This is a genomic window from Brevundimonas sp. MF30-B (genome assembly GCF_004683885.1).
Classification (GTDB): domain Bacteria; phylum Pseudomonadota; class Alphaproteobacteria; order Caulobacterales; family Caulobacteraceae; genus Brevundimonas.
The window spans coordinates 1,468,382-1,484,891 of sequence record NZ_CP038440.1; the positions used below are offsets into that span (position 1 = coordinate 1,468,382).

General features: G+C 66.7%; 20 protein-coding genes, 1 tRNA gene and 1 riboswitch. Of the genes, 11 read left to right on the forward strand and 10 right to left on the reverse strand.

Annotated elements, in window-relative coordinates:
* Window positions 1-22: 22 nt before the first annotated feature.
* Window positions 23-99, reverse strand: a tRNA-Lys gene (locus E4M01_RS07325).
* A 219-nt stretch (window positions 100-318) separates the two neighbouring features.
* The gene (locus E4M01_RS07330; protein ID WP_135061410.1) at window positions 319-1,362 is read right to left on the reverse strand and encodes a ligase-associated DNA damage response exonuclease; all 1,044 of its coding nucleotides are present in this window, start codon (window positions 1,360-1,362) and stop codon (window positions 319-321) included.
* 48 nt (window positions 1,363-1,410) lie between these two features.
* Here E4M01_RS07330 and E4M01_RS07335 point away from each other — a divergent pair, with 48 nt between their 5' ends.
* The 6 genes from E4M01_RS07335 (at window position 1,411) to E4M01_RS07360 (ending at window position 4,287) form a co-directional block, all read left to right on the forward strand.
* Complete coding sequence (locus E4M01_RS07335) at window positions 1,411-1,857, forward strand: PaaI family thioesterase (protein ID WP_135061408.1); 447 nt, start codon at window positions 1,411-1,413, stop codon at window positions 1,855-1,857.
* Window positions 1,854-2,246: a PaaI family thioesterase gene (locus tag E4M01_RS07340; protein WP_245158135.1), complete on the forward strand. Its 393-nt coding sequence runs from the start codon at window positions 1,854-1,856 to the stop codon at window positions 2,244-2,246. Before E4M01_RS07335 ends, E4M01_RS07340 begins: the two co-directional genes overlap by 4 nt.
* A gap of 56 nt (window positions 2,247-2,302) precedes the next feature.
* The gene (locus tag E4M01_RS07345; protein WP_135061406.1) at window positions 2,303-2,665 is read left to right on the forward strand and encodes a hypothetical protein; all 363 of its coding nucleotides are present in this window, start codon (window positions 2,303-2,305) and stop codon (window positions 2,663-2,665) included.
* Between the two features lie 70 nt (window positions 2,666-2,735).
* Complete coding sequence (locus tag E4M01_RS07350; RefSeq protein WP_135061404.1) at window positions 2,736-3,077, forward strand: hypothetical protein; 342 nt, start codon at window positions 2,736-2,738, stop codon at window positions 3,075-3,077.
* A gap of 90 nt (window positions 3,078-3,167) precedes the next feature.
* Window positions 3,168-3,596, forward strand: coding sequence for a hypothetical protein (locus tag E4M01_RS07355; protein ID WP_135061402.1), 429 nt, complete (start codon window positions 3,168-3,170; stop codon window positions 3,594-3,596).
* 61 nt (window positions 3,597-3,657) lie between these two features.
* Window positions 3,658-4,287: a helix-turn-helix transcriptional regulator gene (locus E4M01_RS07360; RefSeq protein WP_135061400.1), complete on the forward strand. Its 630-nt coding sequence runs from the start codon at window positions 3,658-3,660 to the stop codon at window positions 4,285-4,287.
* 55 nt (window positions 4,288-4,342) lie between these two features.
* On the opposite strand, the gene E4M01_RS07365 is transcribed toward E4M01_RS07360, so the two are convergent.
* The 4 genes from E4M01_RS07365 to E4M01_RS07380 all read right to left on the reverse strand — a co-directional run bounded on the left by E4M01_RS07365 (window position 4,343) and on the right by E4M01_RS07380 (window position 7,799).
* Window positions 4,343-4,816 carry an SH3 domain-containing protein gene (locus E4M01_RS07365; protein ID WP_135061398.1) on the reverse strand — a complete coding sequence of 158 codons (474 nt, stop codon included), beginning with the start codon at window positions 4,814-4,816 and terminating at the stop codon, window positions 4,343-4,345.
* Window positions 4,817-4,935: 119 nt separating this feature from the next.
* Entirely contained in the window at window positions 4,936-6,612 is a 1,677-nt protein-coding gene (locus tag E4M01_RS07370) for a lysine--tRNA ligase (protein WP_135061396.1), read from the reverse strand.
* Window positions 6,613-6,690: 78 nt separating this feature from the next.
* Window positions 6,691-6,882, reverse strand: coding sequence for a hypothetical protein (locus tag E4M01_RS07375; RefSeq protein WP_135061394.1), 192 nt, complete (start codon window positions 6,880-6,882; stop codon window positions 6,691-6,693).
* 80 nt (window positions 6,883-6,962) lie between these two features.
* The gene (locus E4M01_RS07380) at window positions 6,963-7,799 is read right to left on the reverse strand and encodes a hypothetical protein (RefSeq protein WP_135061392.1); all 837 of its coding nucleotides are present in this window, start codon (window positions 7,797-7,799) and stop codon (window positions 6,963-6,965) included.
* A 333-nt stretch (window positions 7,800-8,132) separates the two neighbouring features.
* Here E4M01_RS07380 and E4M01_RS07385 point away from each other — a divergent pair, with 333 nt between their 5' ends.
* Window positions 8,133-8,807 carry a DsbA family oxidoreductase gene (locus E4M01_RS07385; RefSeq protein ID WP_135061390.1) on the forward strand — a complete coding sequence of 225 codons (675 nt, stop codon included), beginning with the start codon at window positions 8,133-8,135 and terminating at the stop codon, window positions 8,805-8,807.
* Window positions 8,808-8,966: 159 nt separating this feature from the next.
* Here E4M01_RS07385 and E4M01_RS07390 read toward each other — a convergent pair whose 3' ends face one another.
* The gene (locus E4M01_RS07390) at window positions 8,967-9,245 is read right to left on the reverse strand and encodes an AAA family ATPase (protein ID WP_167765220.1); all 279 of its coding nucleotides are present in this window, start codon (window positions 9,243-9,245) and stop codon (window positions 8,967-8,969) included.
* Window positions 9,246-9,744: 499 nt separating this feature from the next.
* Between E4M01_RS07390 and E4M01_RS07395 the strand changes: the two genes are divergently transcribed.
* The gene (locus tag E4M01_RS07395) at window positions 9,745-11,127 is read left to right on the forward strand and encodes an ATP-binding protein (protein ID WP_135061386.1); all 1,383 of its coding nucleotides are present in this window, start codon (window positions 9,745-9,747) and stop codon (window positions 11,125-11,127) included.
* 7 nt (window positions 11,128-11,134) lie between these two features.
* On the opposite strand, the gene thiC is transcribed toward E4M01_RS07395, so the two are convergent.
* Window positions 11,135-13,054 (reverse strand): phosphomethylpyrimidine synthase ThiC, encoded by a 1,920-nt coding sequence (gene thiC, locus E4M01_RS07400; RefSeq protein WP_245158134.1) that lies wholly within the window; start codon window positions 13,052-13,054, stop codon window positions 11,135-11,137.
* A 52-nt stretch (window positions 13,055-13,106) separates the two neighbouring features.
* A riboswitch (TPP riboswitch) is annotated at window positions 13,107-13,215 on the reverse strand.
* Between the two features lie 123 nt (window positions 13,216-13,338).
* Between thiC and E4M01_RS07405 the strand changes: the two genes are divergently transcribed.
* Window positions 13,339-13,746 (forward strand): BLUF domain-containing protein, encoded by a 408-nt coding sequence (locus E4M01_RS07405; protein WP_135061384.1) that lies wholly within the window; start codon window positions 13,339-13,341, stop codon window positions 13,744-13,746.
* Here E4M01_RS07405 and E4M01_RS07410 read toward each other — a convergent pair.
* Both E4M01_RS07410 and E4M01_RS07415 read right to left on the reverse strand, forming a co-directional pair.
* Window positions 13,743-14,120 carry a hypothetical protein gene (locus tag E4M01_RS07410; protein ID WP_135061382.1) on the reverse strand — a complete coding sequence of 126 codons (378 nt, stop codon included), beginning with the start codon at window positions 14,118-14,120 and terminating at the stop codon, window positions 13,743-13,745. The two genes, E4M01_RS07405 and E4M01_RS07410, sit on opposite strands and share 4 nt — an antisense overlap.
* Before the next feature lie 5 nt (window positions 14,121-14,125).
* On the reverse strand, window positions 14,126-14,956 hold the full coding sequence (locus tag E4M01_RS07415; protein ID WP_135061380.1) for a TIGR02587 family membrane protein: 831 nt from the start codon (window positions 14,954-14,956) through the stop codon (window positions 14,126-14,128).
* Between the two features lie 104 nt (window positions 14,957-15,060).
* Between E4M01_RS07415 and E4M01_RS07420 the strand changes: the two genes are divergently transcribed.
* Entirely contained in the window at window positions 15,061-16,059 is a 999-nt protein-coding gene (locus tag E4M01_RS07420) for a D-cysteine desulfhydrase (protein ID WP_135061378.1), read from the forward strand.
* Between the two features lie 59 nt (window positions 16,060-16,118).
* Window positions 16,119-16,499: a hypothetical protein gene (locus E4M01_RS07425; RefSeq protein WP_135061376.1), complete on the forward strand. Its 381-nt coding sequence runs from the start codon at window positions 16,119-16,121 to the stop codon at window positions 16,497-16,499.
* The last annotated feature ends 11 nt before the right edge of the window (window positions 16,500-16,510 follow it).

Below are 16,510 nucleotides of genomic sequence, written 5' to 3' on the forward strand. Positions count from 1 at the left end.
GGAAGGCGGTCGGCGGGCCGGATGGTACGTCCTCTCGGGCTCGAACCGAGGACCCTCTGATTAAAAGTCAGATGCTCTAACCAACTGAGCTAAGGACGCATGCTTTCCGGCGCCGCCGACGCGGGGCGTCTTCTGTTGCAAACCGCCTGCGCGGTCAAGGCGCTGCGCCGATTTTCCTGGATTATGGGGATTGAGGGCGTGAGCGGCCCGCCGCGAGGCGTCGGGGGGTTGCATGGGCGGGCCGCTGGTCGCCCACCGTGTTGCAACAAGCGGTGGTGACAGTCGCATAACATCCGGTCGCCGCCTTGGTTCCGACCGTCAGCCGTCGTCGGCGACCGGGGCCGGCGCAGCCTCGTCGTCGTCTTCCTCCTCATAGCCCACCAGACGCAGGGCGCGGGCCTTCAATCCGTTCAGCTCGGCCCAGCGGCAAAGGCCTTCCTCGCGGCCGTGGGTGATCCAGATTTCGTCCGGGCGCAGCTCCTGGAAGGTCGCCGTCAGTTCGGTCCAATCGGCGTGGTCTGAGATGACGAGCGGCAGCTCCACGCCGCGCTGGCGCGCCCGCGCCTTCACTCCCATCCAGCCGGAGGCGAAGGCGGTCACTGGGTCGGCGAAACGCCGCGCCCACCGGTCCTGTATCGCCGAAGGCGGCGCGATGACGACTTCGCCGCCGAGCGCGTCCTTGCCCAGGCCGGTGGCCGGCGCCAGCGGACCCAGATCGACGCCTTCGCGTTCGTAGAGGCGGTTCAGCCGCTCAAGTGCGCCATGGACGTAGATGGTGCGCTCCCATCCGCCCTCGCGCAGCAGACGGATCACGCGCTGGGCCTTGCCGAGCGCATAGGCGCCGACCAGATGCGCCCGCTCCGGAAACTGGCCGAGGGACTGGATCAGCCGGCCGATCTCCTCCTCGTCAGGCGGGTGGGTGAAGACGGGAAGGCCGAAGGTGGCCTCGGATATGAAGACATGGCACGGCACGGGCTCGAACGACGCGCAGGTCGGGTCGCGCCGCCGCTTGTAGTCGCCGGACGCCACCATGGTCAGGCCGCGCCAGCTGACTACGGCCTGGGCTGAGCCCAGGACGTGTCCCGCCGGGACCAGTCGGACATCCACGCCGTTGTGAGAGGCGGTTTCTCCATAGGGCGAAGGCTGGCGGCGTCCCGCGAAATCCTCGCCATACCGTTCCGCCATGATCGCCAGGGTCTGGGGCGTGGCCAGCACGGCGCCGTGGCCTGATCGGGCGTGATCGGAATGCCCATGGGTCACCACCGCGCGATCCACCGGCCGCACGGGGTCGATGTAGAAGTCGCCGGGCGGGCAGTACAGGCCGTGGGGCGTGGGACGGAGAAGGTCTTCAGGACGAATCATGGCGTAGGTCGGCGTCGCGGACGGGCCCGCCAGTGCTAAGGTCTCGCCATGACGGATTCGTTCCTAGACGAGATGCTGCCGCAACTGGCTTCCGTGGCGGCGCACACCCATGCGCTGGGGTTTCGCTGGATCGGCAGAGAGGCCGAGCGGGTCCGGATAGGGGCTCCATGGCGCGAAGATCTGGTGGGCGACGCGGACAGCGGCGTTTTGGCAGGCGGCTTGGTGACCGCCTTGCTCGACCACGCCGGCGGCCTGGCGATCTGGGCGCGGATGGGAGAGTTCCGTCCCGTCGCGACCCTGGATCTCCGGGTCGACTACATGCGGGCGGCGGCGGCGGGTCGCGAACTGGTGGCTGAAGCGCGTTGCTATCGATTGACCTCGTCGATCGCCTTCGTGCGCGGGTGGGCTTTCGAGGATGATCCATCCGATCCCGTCGCTGCAGCCCAGGCGGCCTACATGCTGACCGAGCCGCGCGGCAGGAGCGACGCCGCGTGAGCCTGCTGCAGACGATGCCCTACGCCCGCTTCCTGGGGTTGGAGGAGCGTGATGACGGGAAAGGGCGGATCGTGGTCATGCCCTTTCAGCCCATGCTCATCGGCAATCCGATGTTGCCCGCCCTGCATGGCGGAGCGACGGCGGCCCTTTTGGAGCTCACCGCCATCGCCGAGGCGGCCGCCGCCTTTCCGGCGGAGCGCCTGCCCAAGCCGATCAATGTCACGATCGCCTATCTGCGCACCGGACGGCCGCTCGAGGTGTACGCTCAAGCCCGGATCAGCAAGGCCGGTCGCCGCGTCGCCCATGTCGTCGCCGACGCCTGGCAAGACGATCCGGAACAACCGATCGCTTCCCTGACGGCCCATTTTCTGCTGGGACAGAACAGCTAGAAGTTGCCTGGATCGCCATCCTGTGATTGCGTTTGACGCATCTAGGGGAGGCTCCAATGACAAGACGCCAAATCGGCCGCTCGGTGGCCGAGCAGTTGTTCGCCGCCGAATCCGCCATCGACGACGCCTTGGCAGAAGCGGGCGCGCTGGCATCCCTGCTGCCGAGAGCCAGGCAGGACGCCCGCCTGTCGGCGGTCGCCGGACACGAAGCCGTTGCGGCGACGGCTGCGGGGCTCGGAGCCCTGACCGAAGCGCGCGGCCAGCTGGTGAAAGCCCACCTCGCCCTGGCGGCGCTGGCGGCCCAGCTTGGGATGAACGATCTCGCGGTCGGTCCGCTCGACAAGCCGGCGGACCGTCCACCCCGCAAGGCGCGTCTCGCTTTGATCCATTCCAGGCGCCAGTCCGCCCTGACAGGGTAAACAAAATCCTACCAACCTGACCGTGCGTATGTTAAGGCCTTGTTCACCGTAACCACTTGGAGGGTGTTTCATGGATCGGGTTGAAGTCGTCGCTGGCGTTGCTGGTGACCTGTATGCAACTGAGCAAGCCGTCGACGCGGCCATCACGCGGGCCACGACCCTCGTTCAATCCATGATCGGCGCTCGCGCGGCCCTTGAGGTCTCGCCGGTGGCCGGCTCTGGCTCGCAGGCCAAGGCCATGGAAGCTATTGCGGCGTTGGGCGTCGCCCGCGAGGCCGTGGTCGCCTGCCACTCCGAACTCCAGAAGGATCACCGCAAGCTCGGCTGGGGCGTCTATGCGGTTGGGCCGATCAACAAGGGCGACGACTGGGAAACGCCCATCGGTTCGACGCCCAAGCTGCGGGTGGCGTGAATTCGCAGTAAGATTGATGCTTAGCCGTATCGGTTGAGCTCGAAACATTGCAGGATCGCCCTCGTGTCGCGGATACGGGGGCGATTTTTCATGTTTGACACCCTCTACACGCAGATCGGAGCCGGTCTGACGATTGCTGTCGCGCTGTTCGCCTTTCTGAAGGGAGACGAACCCGAGCGCATAGGTGCCGGGGCCTACGTTTTCCTCTGGTTCGCTTCGTTGTTGGTGCAGAACGACAGCAATATCTATCATTTGCCTTGGAGCGTCTTCGCCTTGGACTTGATCATGCTGCTCATACTGAGCGGCCTGACATGGAAGTCCAACCGGGCTTGGCCTCTGTGGGCCACGGCTCTCCAGCTGCTCGCCGTGGCCAGCCATCTGTTTGTAATGATTGACCTTCGTCCATCATTGACGGCCTTCTACACAGTGCTGAACATCGCCAGCTATGGCGTTCTGCTCAGCATCGCCATCGGCACCTTTTGGGCTTGGCAGGAGCGTCGCGCCCAGGGCTTGGAATAGGTGGATATTCCTATTATTCTCGGATAAGATGTTTGGCAGGTGATTCGGCGAAAGGCCGCAGATGCCCCTGTCTCACGCCAAGCTCTGGCGCGCGGTCGATAATCTGGCGCGTCGCGAGGGTCTGTCGCCGTCCGGCCTGGCGCGGCGAGCGGGCCTGGACCCGACCAGCTTCAATCCCTCCAAACGCATGGGGCCGGGCGATCCGCCGCGGCCGCGCTGGCCCTCCACCGAGAGCCTGAACCGCGTTCTTGAGGCGACGGGCGCGTCCCTGGCCCAGTTCGCCGCCCTGGCCGAGGACGATGCGCCGCAGACCCTGCCGTTGCTCGGCCTGGCCCAGGCCGGCGAGGATGGATTCTTCGATGACGCGGGCCTGCCGCTCGGGGAGGGCTGGGATCAGACCGAACTGCCACGCGCGGGCGGCGCGCGCTTCAGCTTGAGGATCAGCGGAGATTCCATGGCGCCCCTGTATCGCGAGGGGGATCGGGTGATCGTCGATCGGGACGCGAGCCAGGTGCGAAAAGGCGATCGGGTGGTGGTGCGCACCATGACCGGTGAAACCCTGGCCAAGGAGGTCGCAGCTCAGAATGCGCGTTCGCTCACCCTGCGGTCCATCAATCCGGCCTATGAAGATCGCGTGCTGGCGAAGGCCGACATCGCCTGGATGGCGCGCATCTTGTGGGTCAGCCAATAGCCAACGAAAGAAGCCGCCCCGAGGGGCGGCTTCCGATCGTCGACTTGGTCGGTCGTCACTGGGTGACGTAGTTGGCGTTCACCCAGCCGCCGCCGGCGATCTGGATCCACTGGCCTTGCGAGGCCACGGCGGTGAAGGGCTGTCCGGCCGAAAGGCTGCCCACCTGGCGGAAGCCGGTGCCCGGGCCGCCGCGGATGCGCAGGTTGGATGCCGCGCGATACATGTTGGCGTTCTGCTGAGCGATGGCGCGGGTGCGTTGCTGGTTGCAGCCGATGTAGGAACCGGCCGCGGCGCCGGCGCCGGCGCCGACCACGGCGCCCAGGGTCCGCTCATTGCTGGACACCCGGCTCCCGGCCAGACCGCCGATCAGGCCGCCGATCAGCGCGCCCGCCTGCTGACGTCCGCCGGGGGCGTCGCAGTTGGTGATGCCGTTGGCCTGCTGGGCCGAGGCGGCGGTGGGGACGGCGCCGGCGGCCAGGGCCGCTACCATGGCGACGCCGGCAAGGGCGGAGTTGAAGGTCTTCGACATGGCTCTCTCCTGTCATCGAGTTCGTCGATGAGGGGAGATTGGCAGGGCGAAGCTGAAGGCTGTCGGAGGCCGCCAGTCAGATTGCGTTCATATTGATTGCTCGCCCTAAGCAGACGGCGTCAGGTCTTGTCAGCGAGGTCGCCTGCCGCGCCCTTTTCGATCAGGGCAATGGTTTCCGGCAGGCCGTAGATGGCGGCGAAGGAGCCGAAGCGCGGTCCCTGGCTGTCGCCGAGCAGCACTTCGTACAATGCCGCGAACCAGGCGCGCAGGGGCTGGAAGGCGTGCTCCTTGCCCACCGCATAAACCTCGCCCTGGATGAGTTCGCCGTCCGTCGTGTCGGCGGGCAGGGCGCGCAGGCGGGCGGCCAGGTCGCGGAAGGCCGCCGCTTCCTGCTCTGTCGGTGCGCGGAAGGTCTTCGTGGGCCGCACGAAGTCCTCGTAGTAGTTCAGCGCGCGGTCCATCAGCTGGTCCAGCACCGGCTCGTTGTCCGGCGTCGCCTCGGGCAGGTAGCGCGCCATATAGGCCCACAGCTGGTCCTTGTTCGACGCATTGGCCACGCCGACCAGATTCAGCAGCAGGGCGAAGCTGACCGGGCTGGCGACCTGGGGTGGGGCGCCGGCGTGGATCGACCAGACGGCGTTGTCGATCTGCTTGGCCGGTTCCTGGCCGCCGAACTGGTCGATGAAGCTGAGATAGTCGTCGATGGCGCGCGGAATGACGTTGAAGTGCAGGCTCTTGGCCGACTTGGGCGACTGGAACATGTACCAGCTGAGGCTCTCGGGCGTGCCGTAGCGCAGCCATTGCTCCATCGTGAGGCCGTTGCCCTTGGACTTGGAGATCTTCTTGCCCTCGACATCGAGGAAGAGCTCGTAGTTGAAGCCGACCGGCGGTTCGCCGCCCATGACGCGGCAAAGCTTGGAGGATTCGCGCACGGATTCGATCAGGTCCTTGCCCGCCATCTCGTAGTCCACGTCCAGCGCGGTCCAGCGCATGGCCCAGTCGGGCTTCCACTGGAGCTTCACATGGCCGCCGGTGACCGGAACGGTGGTGCGGCCGCCCGCGGGGTCGTCGAAGGTGATGGTCCCGGCCTCGACGTCGCGCTCCAGCGTCGGCACCTGCAGAACGTGGCCGGTGATCGGGCTGATGGGCAGGAAGGGGGAGTAGGTGGCGCGCCGCTCTTCGCCCAGGGTCGGCAGCATGACCGCCTGGATGGCGTCGAACCGCTCCAGCACGCGCAGCAGGACCTCGTCGAACCGACCGGAGCGATAGGTCTCGGTCGAGCTCATGAACTCGTAGTCGAAGCCGAACGAATCCAGGAAGGCGCGCAGGCGGGCGTTGTTGTGGGCGCCGAAGCTGTCGTGGGCGCCGAACGGGTCGCGCACCTTGGTCAGCGGCAGGTGCAGGTCCTCGCGCAGCATGTCCGGATTGGGCACGCCCTCCGGGACCTTGCGCAGGCCGTCCATGTCGTCGGAGAAGGCGATCAGGCGGGTCGGCCAGTGGTCGCCGGTCAAGGCCCGGAAGGCGTTGCGCACCATGGTGGTGCGCGCGACCTCGCCGAAGGTGCCCATGTGGGGCAGGCCCGAGGGGCCGTAGCCGGTCTCCAGGATCACCGGCTTTTGCAGCGCCTCGAAGGTCGCCAGGGCCTCGTCGGCCTTGCCCGCGTCGATCAGCAGCCGGGCGGCGGACCGCTCGGCGTCGGACAGCCGCTTCTTCAGGACATGGTCCAGCAGATTGCGGGCCTGTTCAAAGGGCCAGGAGCGGGCGTCGCGGGCGAGGGTCTCGAGGTTGCGTAGCATGCGACGGGCTTTGGCGCGTCGCGACGCTCAGGTCAACGAAGGCCGGGCCGGACGGCGCGGAAGGCCTGAGCCGGGCCCTTAGCGGCGATAACAGCCGGCGCCGGCCCACAGCAGGTCGATGGTCGCCTCGGGCGCCCGCTGAAGAACACGCCCGTGCACCCCGTCCTTGCTGATGATCCCGCCGGGCTCGGCGGCGACGGGACGGGAGCCGGTGGCGAGCGCGACCGACAGGGCGAGGGCGAGGGCAGGGGCCAAAAGCGTGCGTTTCATGCCCTCGCCCTAGCGCGACGGCGCGGGGCGGGAAGGCGGATGCGACGAAGGCCCTCAGGCGGACGACAAACCGGCCCGCCTCAGGGCGGCGGATCGGCGCGGCGGGCGTCGTCAGGCTCGGCGGCGGAAAAAACACCGTCTGAATGGTGTGAATGGTGTGAAACCGACTGGAGCTCCAGCGCGGCGAGGCGCGCGTCGAGGCGGCGCCGACCGGCCAGGTCGCCGGGCGCGAGGGCGGCGGCGGCGCGGGCGATGGCCTCGATCTCGCGGCCCCGGCGCATCACGTCCTCCAGAACCTCGGCGCTGGGGTCGAGGTCGGGGTCGGGCAGGGGCGCGGGCTGGGGCGCGGCCTTGGGCGGCGGCTGTCGGGGCGGCGGCGTCTCGTTCGCGGCGCGGGCCATCTCGAGCATCTGGCGGTGAATGCGCATCCAGCCGGCGGCCTCGGGCCCGCGCCCGGCCAGGACGGCGCGGTTCATGCGCACCAGGGCGTGGCGGGCGATGTCGGCGTAGTCGGGCAGGCCGGCTTCGACCTCGGCCTCCAGATCCACGGGCTCGGGATCGGGCTGGTCCCGGCGCCGCCAGCCCTCGGCGCGGGCGCGCTGGCGCAGGGTGGACAGGCCCAGGTCGTAGCGGGCGCAGACGGTCTCGGCCGCATCGCCGGCCAGATAGTCCTGACGCGCCCGCGCCCAAACCGCGTCGGAGGCGCGGGTGTAGCCGCCGCGCCCGGTGTCGACGGACCGGTCGGCGGACCGAGGCGAGGCGCGGACGTCGTAGAAGTCGTCGTCCGTCAGATAGTATTCGGATTCATCGACATAGGTGACCTGGGGGCCCGCGCCGGGCGCCGGGGCGGGCCAGGGATCAGCGAACGCGTCGTCGTCCGCGCGGTCGGATTGGGCCTCGGCCTCGTCGTTCTGCATGCGCCCCTCCGAGGCCGGTTCGCCCGCCGATCGGGCCCAGGCAGTATGCGGCGGCGGGCAGGGGCGGCAGGCCGGCGGGCTCTGAAATCGGGAAAGTGGCGCGGGATCAGAGGGATGGAGCGCCAGACCATGCGCGGTCGACCCTCTCCCGATGGGGGGCTTGAGGCCCGCAGAGCGCGACGATGCGTCTTGGCCGAGACGGTGAGGGTCGAGGGTGAGCCGGCGGCTTCGCCGCCTTGCGCCGCCGCGCCCCCCTCATCCGAGCCGGGAGAAGGGATGTTGAAAGCGCCCGCCCCGCTGCACATCTGCACGGCTCATCGAAAAGGACGCGCCATGACCCGGACCCTGCATATCGACTTCGTCTCGGACGTGGTCTGCCCCTGGTGCGTGGTGGGGCTGGGCGGGCTGGAGACGGCGCTGGAGCGACTGAAGCCCGAGGGGATCACCGCCGAGATCGCGTTTCGGCCGTTCGAGCTGAACCCCGACATGGCGCCCGAGGGCGAGAACATCGTCGAGCACATCGGCCGCAAATACGGCGCGACGCCGGAACAGTCGGCCGCCAACCGGGAGATGATCCGCGCCCGCGCCGCCGAGGCCATGCCCGACGTCGACGGACAGCCCTTCGACATGCGGATGGGCGAGGACAGCCGGATCTGGAACACCTTCGACGCCCATCGCCTGCTGCACTGGGCGGGCGAACAGGGCGCGGACGCGCAAGCCCGGCTGAAGAAGGCGCTGTTCCAGGCTCACTTCACCGACAACCGCGACCTGACCGACGCCGGCGTGCTGACCCAGGCGGCGGAGGCGGCGGGGCTGGACCGGGCCGAGGCCGCCGAGGTCCTGGCCTCGGGCCGCCATGTCGAAGCGGTGCGCGCCGAACAGGCCCAGTGGCGCGCGCGAGGCATCAGCGCCGTGCCGGCGGTCGTGGTGGAGGGCAAATACCTGATCTCCGGCGGCCAGCCGGCGTCGGTGTTCGAAGAGGCGTTGCGCAAGATCGCCAGCGAATGACCCTCTCCCGCTGGGAGAGGGCTTGAGGCTCGCAGAGCGCAGCGATGCGCCAGCCGAAAGGGTGAGGGTCGAACGCTTGATCGGCGGCTTCGCCGACAGCAACCGCCGCCCCTCATCCGACCCCTTCGGGGCCACCTTCTCCCATCGGGAGAAGGACGGTCAGGCGGCCTTCCAGGCGCGGATGCGGCGGGCATGGGCGCGCGTGGCCAGGGTCGTCTCCAGCACCACATCGGCGCGATCCAGAACCAGAGCGTCCAGCCGCTCCAGCACCAGCCGCCCGGCCGCCAGATCGCGCGCCGCGCCCTCGCCCGTCAGACCGCGCGCCACCTCGTCTGGGTTCACGAACCGGAACGCCGCCGCCCGCTGACGCAGGAAGCGGTTGATGAAAGTGGTCTTCCCGGCACCGTTCGGCCCGGCGAGGAGGACGAGGGTGGGCATTCCAATCTTCCGAAAAGTTGGGTCATCACCCAGCGATTGAAGCCTCATTTCATGAAGTCGAAGACGTATTGGTGTGGGTACGAGCGAAAGTGCGCGCATACCTTTTCCAACCGCCGGAACCGAATGCGCTCGTAGGCGCGCACAGGAACCAACTTCACTCGTTCGACGGAGTTATCCGTCATGGCACTCTCCTTTGATGCTGACGGAAAATCCGTCATCCCGGTCCGCCGTATGCGGACCCCGCCGTGCGGGGATGGCCGAAGCCGCAGCAAAGGTTTGGGTGATGACCCGACTCAGACGTTATCAGAACAAACAGGGATCAGGCTGACCTAGTTTTCACAAGGTCAAGAAAGCTGGTGATATCCTGCTCCCGCAGAGCGAGTGTGACCGGTCTGGCTTCCGGAACGCAACGCCTCCCCGCCAGCATCGCTTTCTGTGGTTCGCGCGAGTGGCTGCGATACCGAATCAATGTCAACTAGCGCCGAACAGGACGGTGACGATGCAACTTCCAGTGAAAGCGCTCACGGCGCAGCAGGTTGGCGAACTCTTGGAAATCGAAGAGTCCCATTTTGTAGACTTGAAGGGACGTGCCATCGCGCCCGGCAAGCTGACCAAAGCGATTTCCGCTTTTGCGAATACGAGCGGAGGAGAGCTCTTCGTTGGGATAGAAGAAGAAGAAGGTCCAGACGGCAAGGTCCGAAGCTGGAACGGTTTCACGGATCAAGAGGCGACGAACGGGATATTCCAAACACTACAAGCTTTGAATCCTCTGGCTAATAACTATGACGCTGAGTTTCTAAGCGGCGAGGGGCAAGCGGGGATTGTTCTTCATCTTACGATTCACAAGAGTCAGGATGTTGTTCCGTCTGCTGATGGAAAGATCTATGTTCGGCGTTCGGCGCAAAGCTTGCCGCTGCAGAATGAAGAGGCGCTTGAACGTCTTCGCTATGACAAGGGAGTTGTCTCTTTCGAGGATGAGGCCTTAAATATACCCATCGACGAGATCGCAAACTCCGCAACCGTGATTGAGTTTATGCTGGACACGATTCCAACCGGCGAGCCTCGTGAATGGGTAGAGAACCAAAAAGTCGTACGTGATGGACGACCGACCGCAGCGGGCGTGCTGCTCTACTCAGACAACCCTCAAGCCACATTGCCGAAGCGGTCCGCAGTAAAAATTCTGCGATACAAGACCAAGCTTGATGCCGAGAGAGATTTTCTCGCCTTTGATCCAATTACAGTTGAGGGGCCTCTCTATGACTTGATCTATGATTCTGTCGATCAAGTTAAGAATATTATTGAAGGAATAGAGAAAGCTGGGCCTTCTGGCCTCGAGAAAATCTCATATCCTGAAGAGGCTTTGCATGAGATACTCACAAATGCCGTCTTGCATAGGGACTATAACGTCGCGGCGGATGTGCAGGTAAGAATTTTTGACAATCGCGTAGAGATTGAGAGTCCCGGAAAACTACCAGGCCACGTCACGCCGGCGAATATTAAGCGTACGCAGTTCGCAAGAAACCCGAAGATTGTTAGACTTGTAAATAAGTTTAAGAACCCACCCAACAAAGACGTGGGTGAGGGTCTCAATACAGCCTTTGAGGCGATGGATAAGCTTCGGCTTCGAAATCCTGAACTAGTCGAGTTTGACGGATCTTTCCTGGTTGTACTGAAGCATGAAAGCCTCGCATCGCCAGAGCAAATTGTTATGGAGTATCTCGATCAAGAAGCCGAAATAACAAATTCCACTGGCCGCGAGATCACTGGTATCAAGTCAGAAAATTCAATGAAGCAAGTGTTCTACCGCTTGAGAGATCGTGGTCAGCTTGAACAGGTAAAAATCGCTGGCAAAAAGCCGGCGTGGCGTAAACCTGTGGTTTGAGCGGCCCTCACACCTTCACCTCCAACTCCCCGCCGCCAGCCCTGAACTTCGCGCTCATCTCGGCCATGCCGGCCTCGGCGTCGGTCAGGCTGGCGCCGGCGTCGTTCTGGCCGCGCGCGGCGTCGCGGATGTCCTGGCTGATCTTCATGCTGCAGAATTTGGGGCCGCACATGGAGCAGAAATGGGCGGTCTTGTGGGCCTCCTTGGGCAGGGTCTCGTCGTGGTATTTGCGCGCCGTCTCGGGGTCGAGGCCGAGGTTGAACTGATCCTCCCAGCGGAACTCGAACCGGGCGCGTGACAGGGCGTCGTCGTGGGCGCGGGCGGCGGGGTGGCCCTTGGCCAGGTCGGCGGCGTGGGCGGCGATCTTGTAGGTGATGACGCCGTCCTTGACGTCCTGACGGTCGGGCAGGCCCAGGTGCTCCTTGGGCGTGACGTAGCAGAGCATGGCCGTGCCGAACCAGCCGATCATGGCCGCGCCGATGGCCGAGGTGATGTGGTCATAGCCGGGCGCGATGTCGGTGGTCAGGGGCCCGAGCGTATAGAAGGGCGCCTCGTGGCAGTGCTTCAGCTGCTCGTCCATGTTGGCCTTGATCTTGTGCATCGGCACGTGGCCGGGGCCTTCGATCATGACCTGGCAGCCCTTGGCCCAGGCGATCTTGGTCAGTTCGCCCAGGGTGCGCAGCTCGGCGAACTGGGCCTCGTCATTGGCGTCGGCGATGGAGCCGGGGCGCAGGCCGTCGCCCAGGCTGAAGCTGACATCATAGGCCCGCATGATGTCGCAGATGTCCTCGAAATGCTCGTAGAGGAAGCTCTCCTTGTGGTGGGCCAGGCACCACTTGGCCATGATCGAGCCGCCTCTGCTGACGATGCCCGTCACGCGGTTGGCGGTCAGCGGCACGAAGGGCAGGCGCACGCCCGCGTGGATGGTGAAATAGTCCACGCCCTGTTCCGCCTGTTCGATCAGGGTGTCGCGATAGACCTCCCACGTCAGGTCCTCGGCGACGCCGTTCACCTTCTCCAGCGCCTGGTAGATGGGCACGGTGCCGATGGGGACGGACGAGTTCCTGATGATCCAGTCGCGGATGTTGTGGATGTTGCGGCCCGTCGACAGGTCCATGACGTTGTCGGCGCCCCAGCGGGTGGCCCAGACCAGTTTGTCGACCTCGTCATCGACGCTGGAGAGGACGGCCGAGTTGCCGATGTTGGCGTTGATCTTCACCAGGAAGTTGCGGCCGATGATCATCGGCTCGACTTCGGGGTGGTTGATGTTGTGCGGGATGATGGCGCGGCCGCGGGCGATTTCCTGACGCACGAACTCAGGGGTCACGAAGTCGGGGATCGAGGCGCCGAAGTCCTCGCCGTCGCGGATGCAGGGGGCGTTCTGCTCTCGGCGCAGGTTCTCGCGGATGGCGACGTATTCCATCTCGGGCGTGATGACGCCGGCCAGGGCGTATTCGTATTGCGTGACCGGGCGGCCGGGAACGCCCTTGAAGACCTGATGGTTGGAGGTGTCGAAGCGCGGGGCCAGGTGGCGGCCCGACGCATGGCCGTTGTCCTCGGGCTTGACCTCGCGCGGATGGGCGACGGGGGCGATGTCGCCGCGATCGCGCTGCCAGCTGGATTTGACCTTGGGCAGGCCCTTCCTGATGTCGATGGCGACGGTCGGGTCGGTGTAGGGGCCGGACGAATCGTACATCGTCACCGGCGGCTCATTGGCGCTCGGGTGGACGGCGACCTCGCGGAAGGGGACGCGGATGTCGGGGAACAGCTCGCCCGCCACATAGACCTTGCGGCCCCCGGCGCGCGGGCCGGTGGGGATGCGGCCGTGCTCTTCGGCAACGGCCTTGCGGGCTTCACTCAAGGGGAGGCTATCGCTCGCTGCTTGAGCCTCGTCGAGGTCGGCTTGGGGCGTGACTTGGATGTTCATGGCGGCCTCTTTGCGCAAGAGGGACCGCCGGCGCGGTTTGAGGGCGCCGCCTGAGCGAGGCCGTGTCTCGTCCCTTCGCCGGCATGACCCGGATCAGGTTCGACCGGTCAGGCGATCACGCCTATCTCAGCGGCTCAGGCGCCGCCCCCGGGAGAACGCTTGCAAGCTACCCCGCGCCGGACGCGAAGTCGAGCCGGACCGCAAGGGGTTGTAAACAAACACTCTCTAGGATGAGCCCCGGACTGCGGCTGGACGTCAGGCGCGGGCGAAAGCGGAGTTTCGCCATGGGCCTGGGCCTGGAACGGATCGTCTACACCAGCCGCGCGCGCACGGCCGAGGTCGGCCTGCCGATGCAGGTGGACATTCTGGCGGCGTCCCAGCGCAACAACGCCCGCGACGGCCTGACCGGCGCGCTGCTGATCCACGACGGCCGGTTCCTGCAGGTGCTGGAAGGCGCGGGCCAGGATCTGGACCGGCTGCTGAAGCGCCTGGGCGATGACCCGCGCCACGAGGACATCGAGATCATCGAGCGCGAACCGATCCGGCAGCGGCGCTTCGGCGAATGGGCCATGGCCAGCACGCGCGTGACCCCGGCGCTGGCGGCCCTGCTGCGGCGCACGATCGAAGGCATGTGGACCTCCGACGAAACCCTGGCGCGCCTGGCCGAGGCGGTTGAGCCGCAGGCCGCCTAAGGGGCGGACCAGCCCCTGACCGAAACCCGCGCCTGCCGCGCATCGCCGTCGAAGCGCAGATAGGCCTCGGCGTGACCGCGACGCGGGACATAGGCGACGGTGGCGGTGGCGACCTCATCGCCCAGCACGCCCTCGACCTGAACCTGGGCGGCGGTGTCGGGGCCGTCATTGTTGATACGCACCGTGGCCACCTGCCCCGACGCGGTCGGCTGGACCTGTACGATGCGCGCGCTCAGCAGGGGCGGCGCCGGCGGCTGCATCGCCTCCCACGCCACGACCCCGATGGCGCCCAGGGTCACGACGAGGCCGATCACGGCCATCAGGCCTTGCAGCAGGGGGCGGGGGCGAGCGGCGCTCTTCGTCTTGCGGGGCATGGGCGTCAGACCAGCAGACGGGCGGCGGCGGCGCCGATGGAGGCGGGAAAGCCCAGCACGATCATGGCCTGCAACGCGCCCTCGACGGCGTGCCCGTCCGTGCGGCCGAAGACATAGAGCGCGAACAGGCTGACGCCCAGCGCAATGGCGTAGCCCGGCAGGGTGTAGTGGAGAAAGGCGTGCAGCGGGCGCTCGGCCTCCTCCTGACCCGCAAAGCCCGCGTGGAAGACGATCAGGTGCAGCAGGGTGACCGATACAATGATCAGCGCGATCGCGTGCCAGGCTGTCGCCTTGTAGGCGATCAGCACCATTTCCTCGGTCGGGGCCACGTTCAGAGCGAAGAACAGGGCACCGGCCGCCATCAGAAACAGCTCGCCGGGATAGCTGGCCTGATCCTCGTCGGTGTCGCCCCCTCCGTCGCCGGCCAGCTGTCGACGGGCCAGCAGCGCGCCCATGGCGCCCGGCACGGCCTGAAGTGCGATCACACCCACCGTCTGCGCCGGCGGGTCGCCGGCCTGCAGCACCCCGAACAGCGTCAGCAGGGCCGCCGCCGTGATGAAGCCCACAGCCAGGGCGGTCGCGGTGTCCATCAGGTCGTTGACCAGCCCACGCCGGTTCGAGAACCCCGCGTAATAGGCCAGACCGTAAAGCAATGGCAGGCCCGCGCCGATGAACAGCAGCAGCCGCCCGTGCGGCATGGACACGCCTTGCTCCCACATCTCCATTGTCATCAGAAGCGGGATATTGAAGATCAGCGCGCCGGCGAAGGCGCGCGCCAGATCGCGCAGATAGGCCCGCTCTCGGGCCAGGTCGAAACGGGCGACGGCGGTGGTCATGGCGCGGCAACGCTTGAGCGGCGCGCTTGGCTCCTCTCAGGCCGACGATCGCTTGGGCGCGCGGTCGGGCCGCGCTAGGAGGAGCTCGAACGGAGACCGATCCCATGCACCTCGCCCGCTTTCCCCGCGTCCGCCTGGCCCACCTGCCCACGCCGCTGGAGCCGCTGGAGCGGCTGAGCGAGGAACTGGGCGTCGAAATCTGGATCAAGCGCGACGACTGCACCGGCCTGGCGGGCGGCGGCAACAAGACCCGCAAGCTGGAGTTCCTGTTGGGCGAGGCGCTGGAACAGGGCGCGGACACGCTGGTCACCCAGGGCGCGGTCCAGTCCAACCATGTGCGTCAGACAGCCGCCGCCGCTGCGGCCCACGGCCTGGCCTGCGAAGTCATCCTTGAGGCGCGCACGGGATCGACGGCGAGCGACTATGTCGGCAACGGCAATGTCCTGCTGAACCAGTTGTTCGGCGCGGTGATGCGCACCGTGCCGGGCGGGACCGACATGGTCGCCGAGCTGGAGACGACCGCCCAGGCCGTGCGGGCGCGGGGCGGCGCTCCTTACGTCATCCCCGGCGGCGGATCGAATGCGACGGGTGCGCTGGGCTATGTCGACTGCGCCCGCGAGATCGTGGTTCAGGCCGACGAGCTGGACCTGACGATCGACCGCATCGTCACCGCCACGGGCAGCGCCGGCACCCATGCGGGTCTGATCGCCGGGCTAGCGGTCATGGGCGCTGACGTGCCCGTGCTGGGCATCGGCGTGCGCGCCCCCAAGGCCAAGCAGGAAGAGAACGTGCTCAAGCTGGCGCAGCTGACCGCCGCCAAACTGGGCCGGCCCGACGCGGTGACGCACAAGATGGTGGTCGCGGACTGCGACTATGTCGGCGAAGGCTACGGCCTGATCGATCAGACGGTGATCGACGCCCTGGCGCTGGCGGCGCGCACCGACGGGATCGTGCTGGACCCCGTCTACTCCGGCAAGGCGATGAAGGGCCTGATCGCCCTGTCGCGCCAGGGCGCCTTCAAGGGCGAGACCCTGGTCTTCCTGCACACCGGCGGGGCGCAGGGGCTGTTCGGTTATCAGAGCGAGCTGCAGGGGGCGCTGTAACCCCGCGGCGAACGGCTCGTCGGCACAGGCGTTGGTCATCGGAACCGGAGGATGAATCCATGCGCCTGACCGTTCTTGCGTGCGCCGCCGCCCTCGCGACCCTGACAACCGGCGCGACCGTCAGCGCCGCGCCAGCGCAGGCGGTCCGGAACTATCCCCCCGACCGCTGCACCTATCAGACCATCAGCGCAGCGGACCAACGCCAGTATCGGTCCCGCTACGAACGGCGCGTACGCACCCAGGGGCGAGAGGCGGCCGAGACCTGGCTCCGCTCGTGGCTGTGCCCTTCCGATGCGCGCCAGGCGCAACGCGATCAAGCGCGGCAGCAGGGACCGACAGGCCGCGACGGCCAGCCGTGCCGGCGCACTCGCACGGAGATGCGCGCCGTATCGAGCGGCGGCGGCATGAGCATGGTTCCAGTGGCGGTCTGCGCGGACTGATCGGGCGCTGG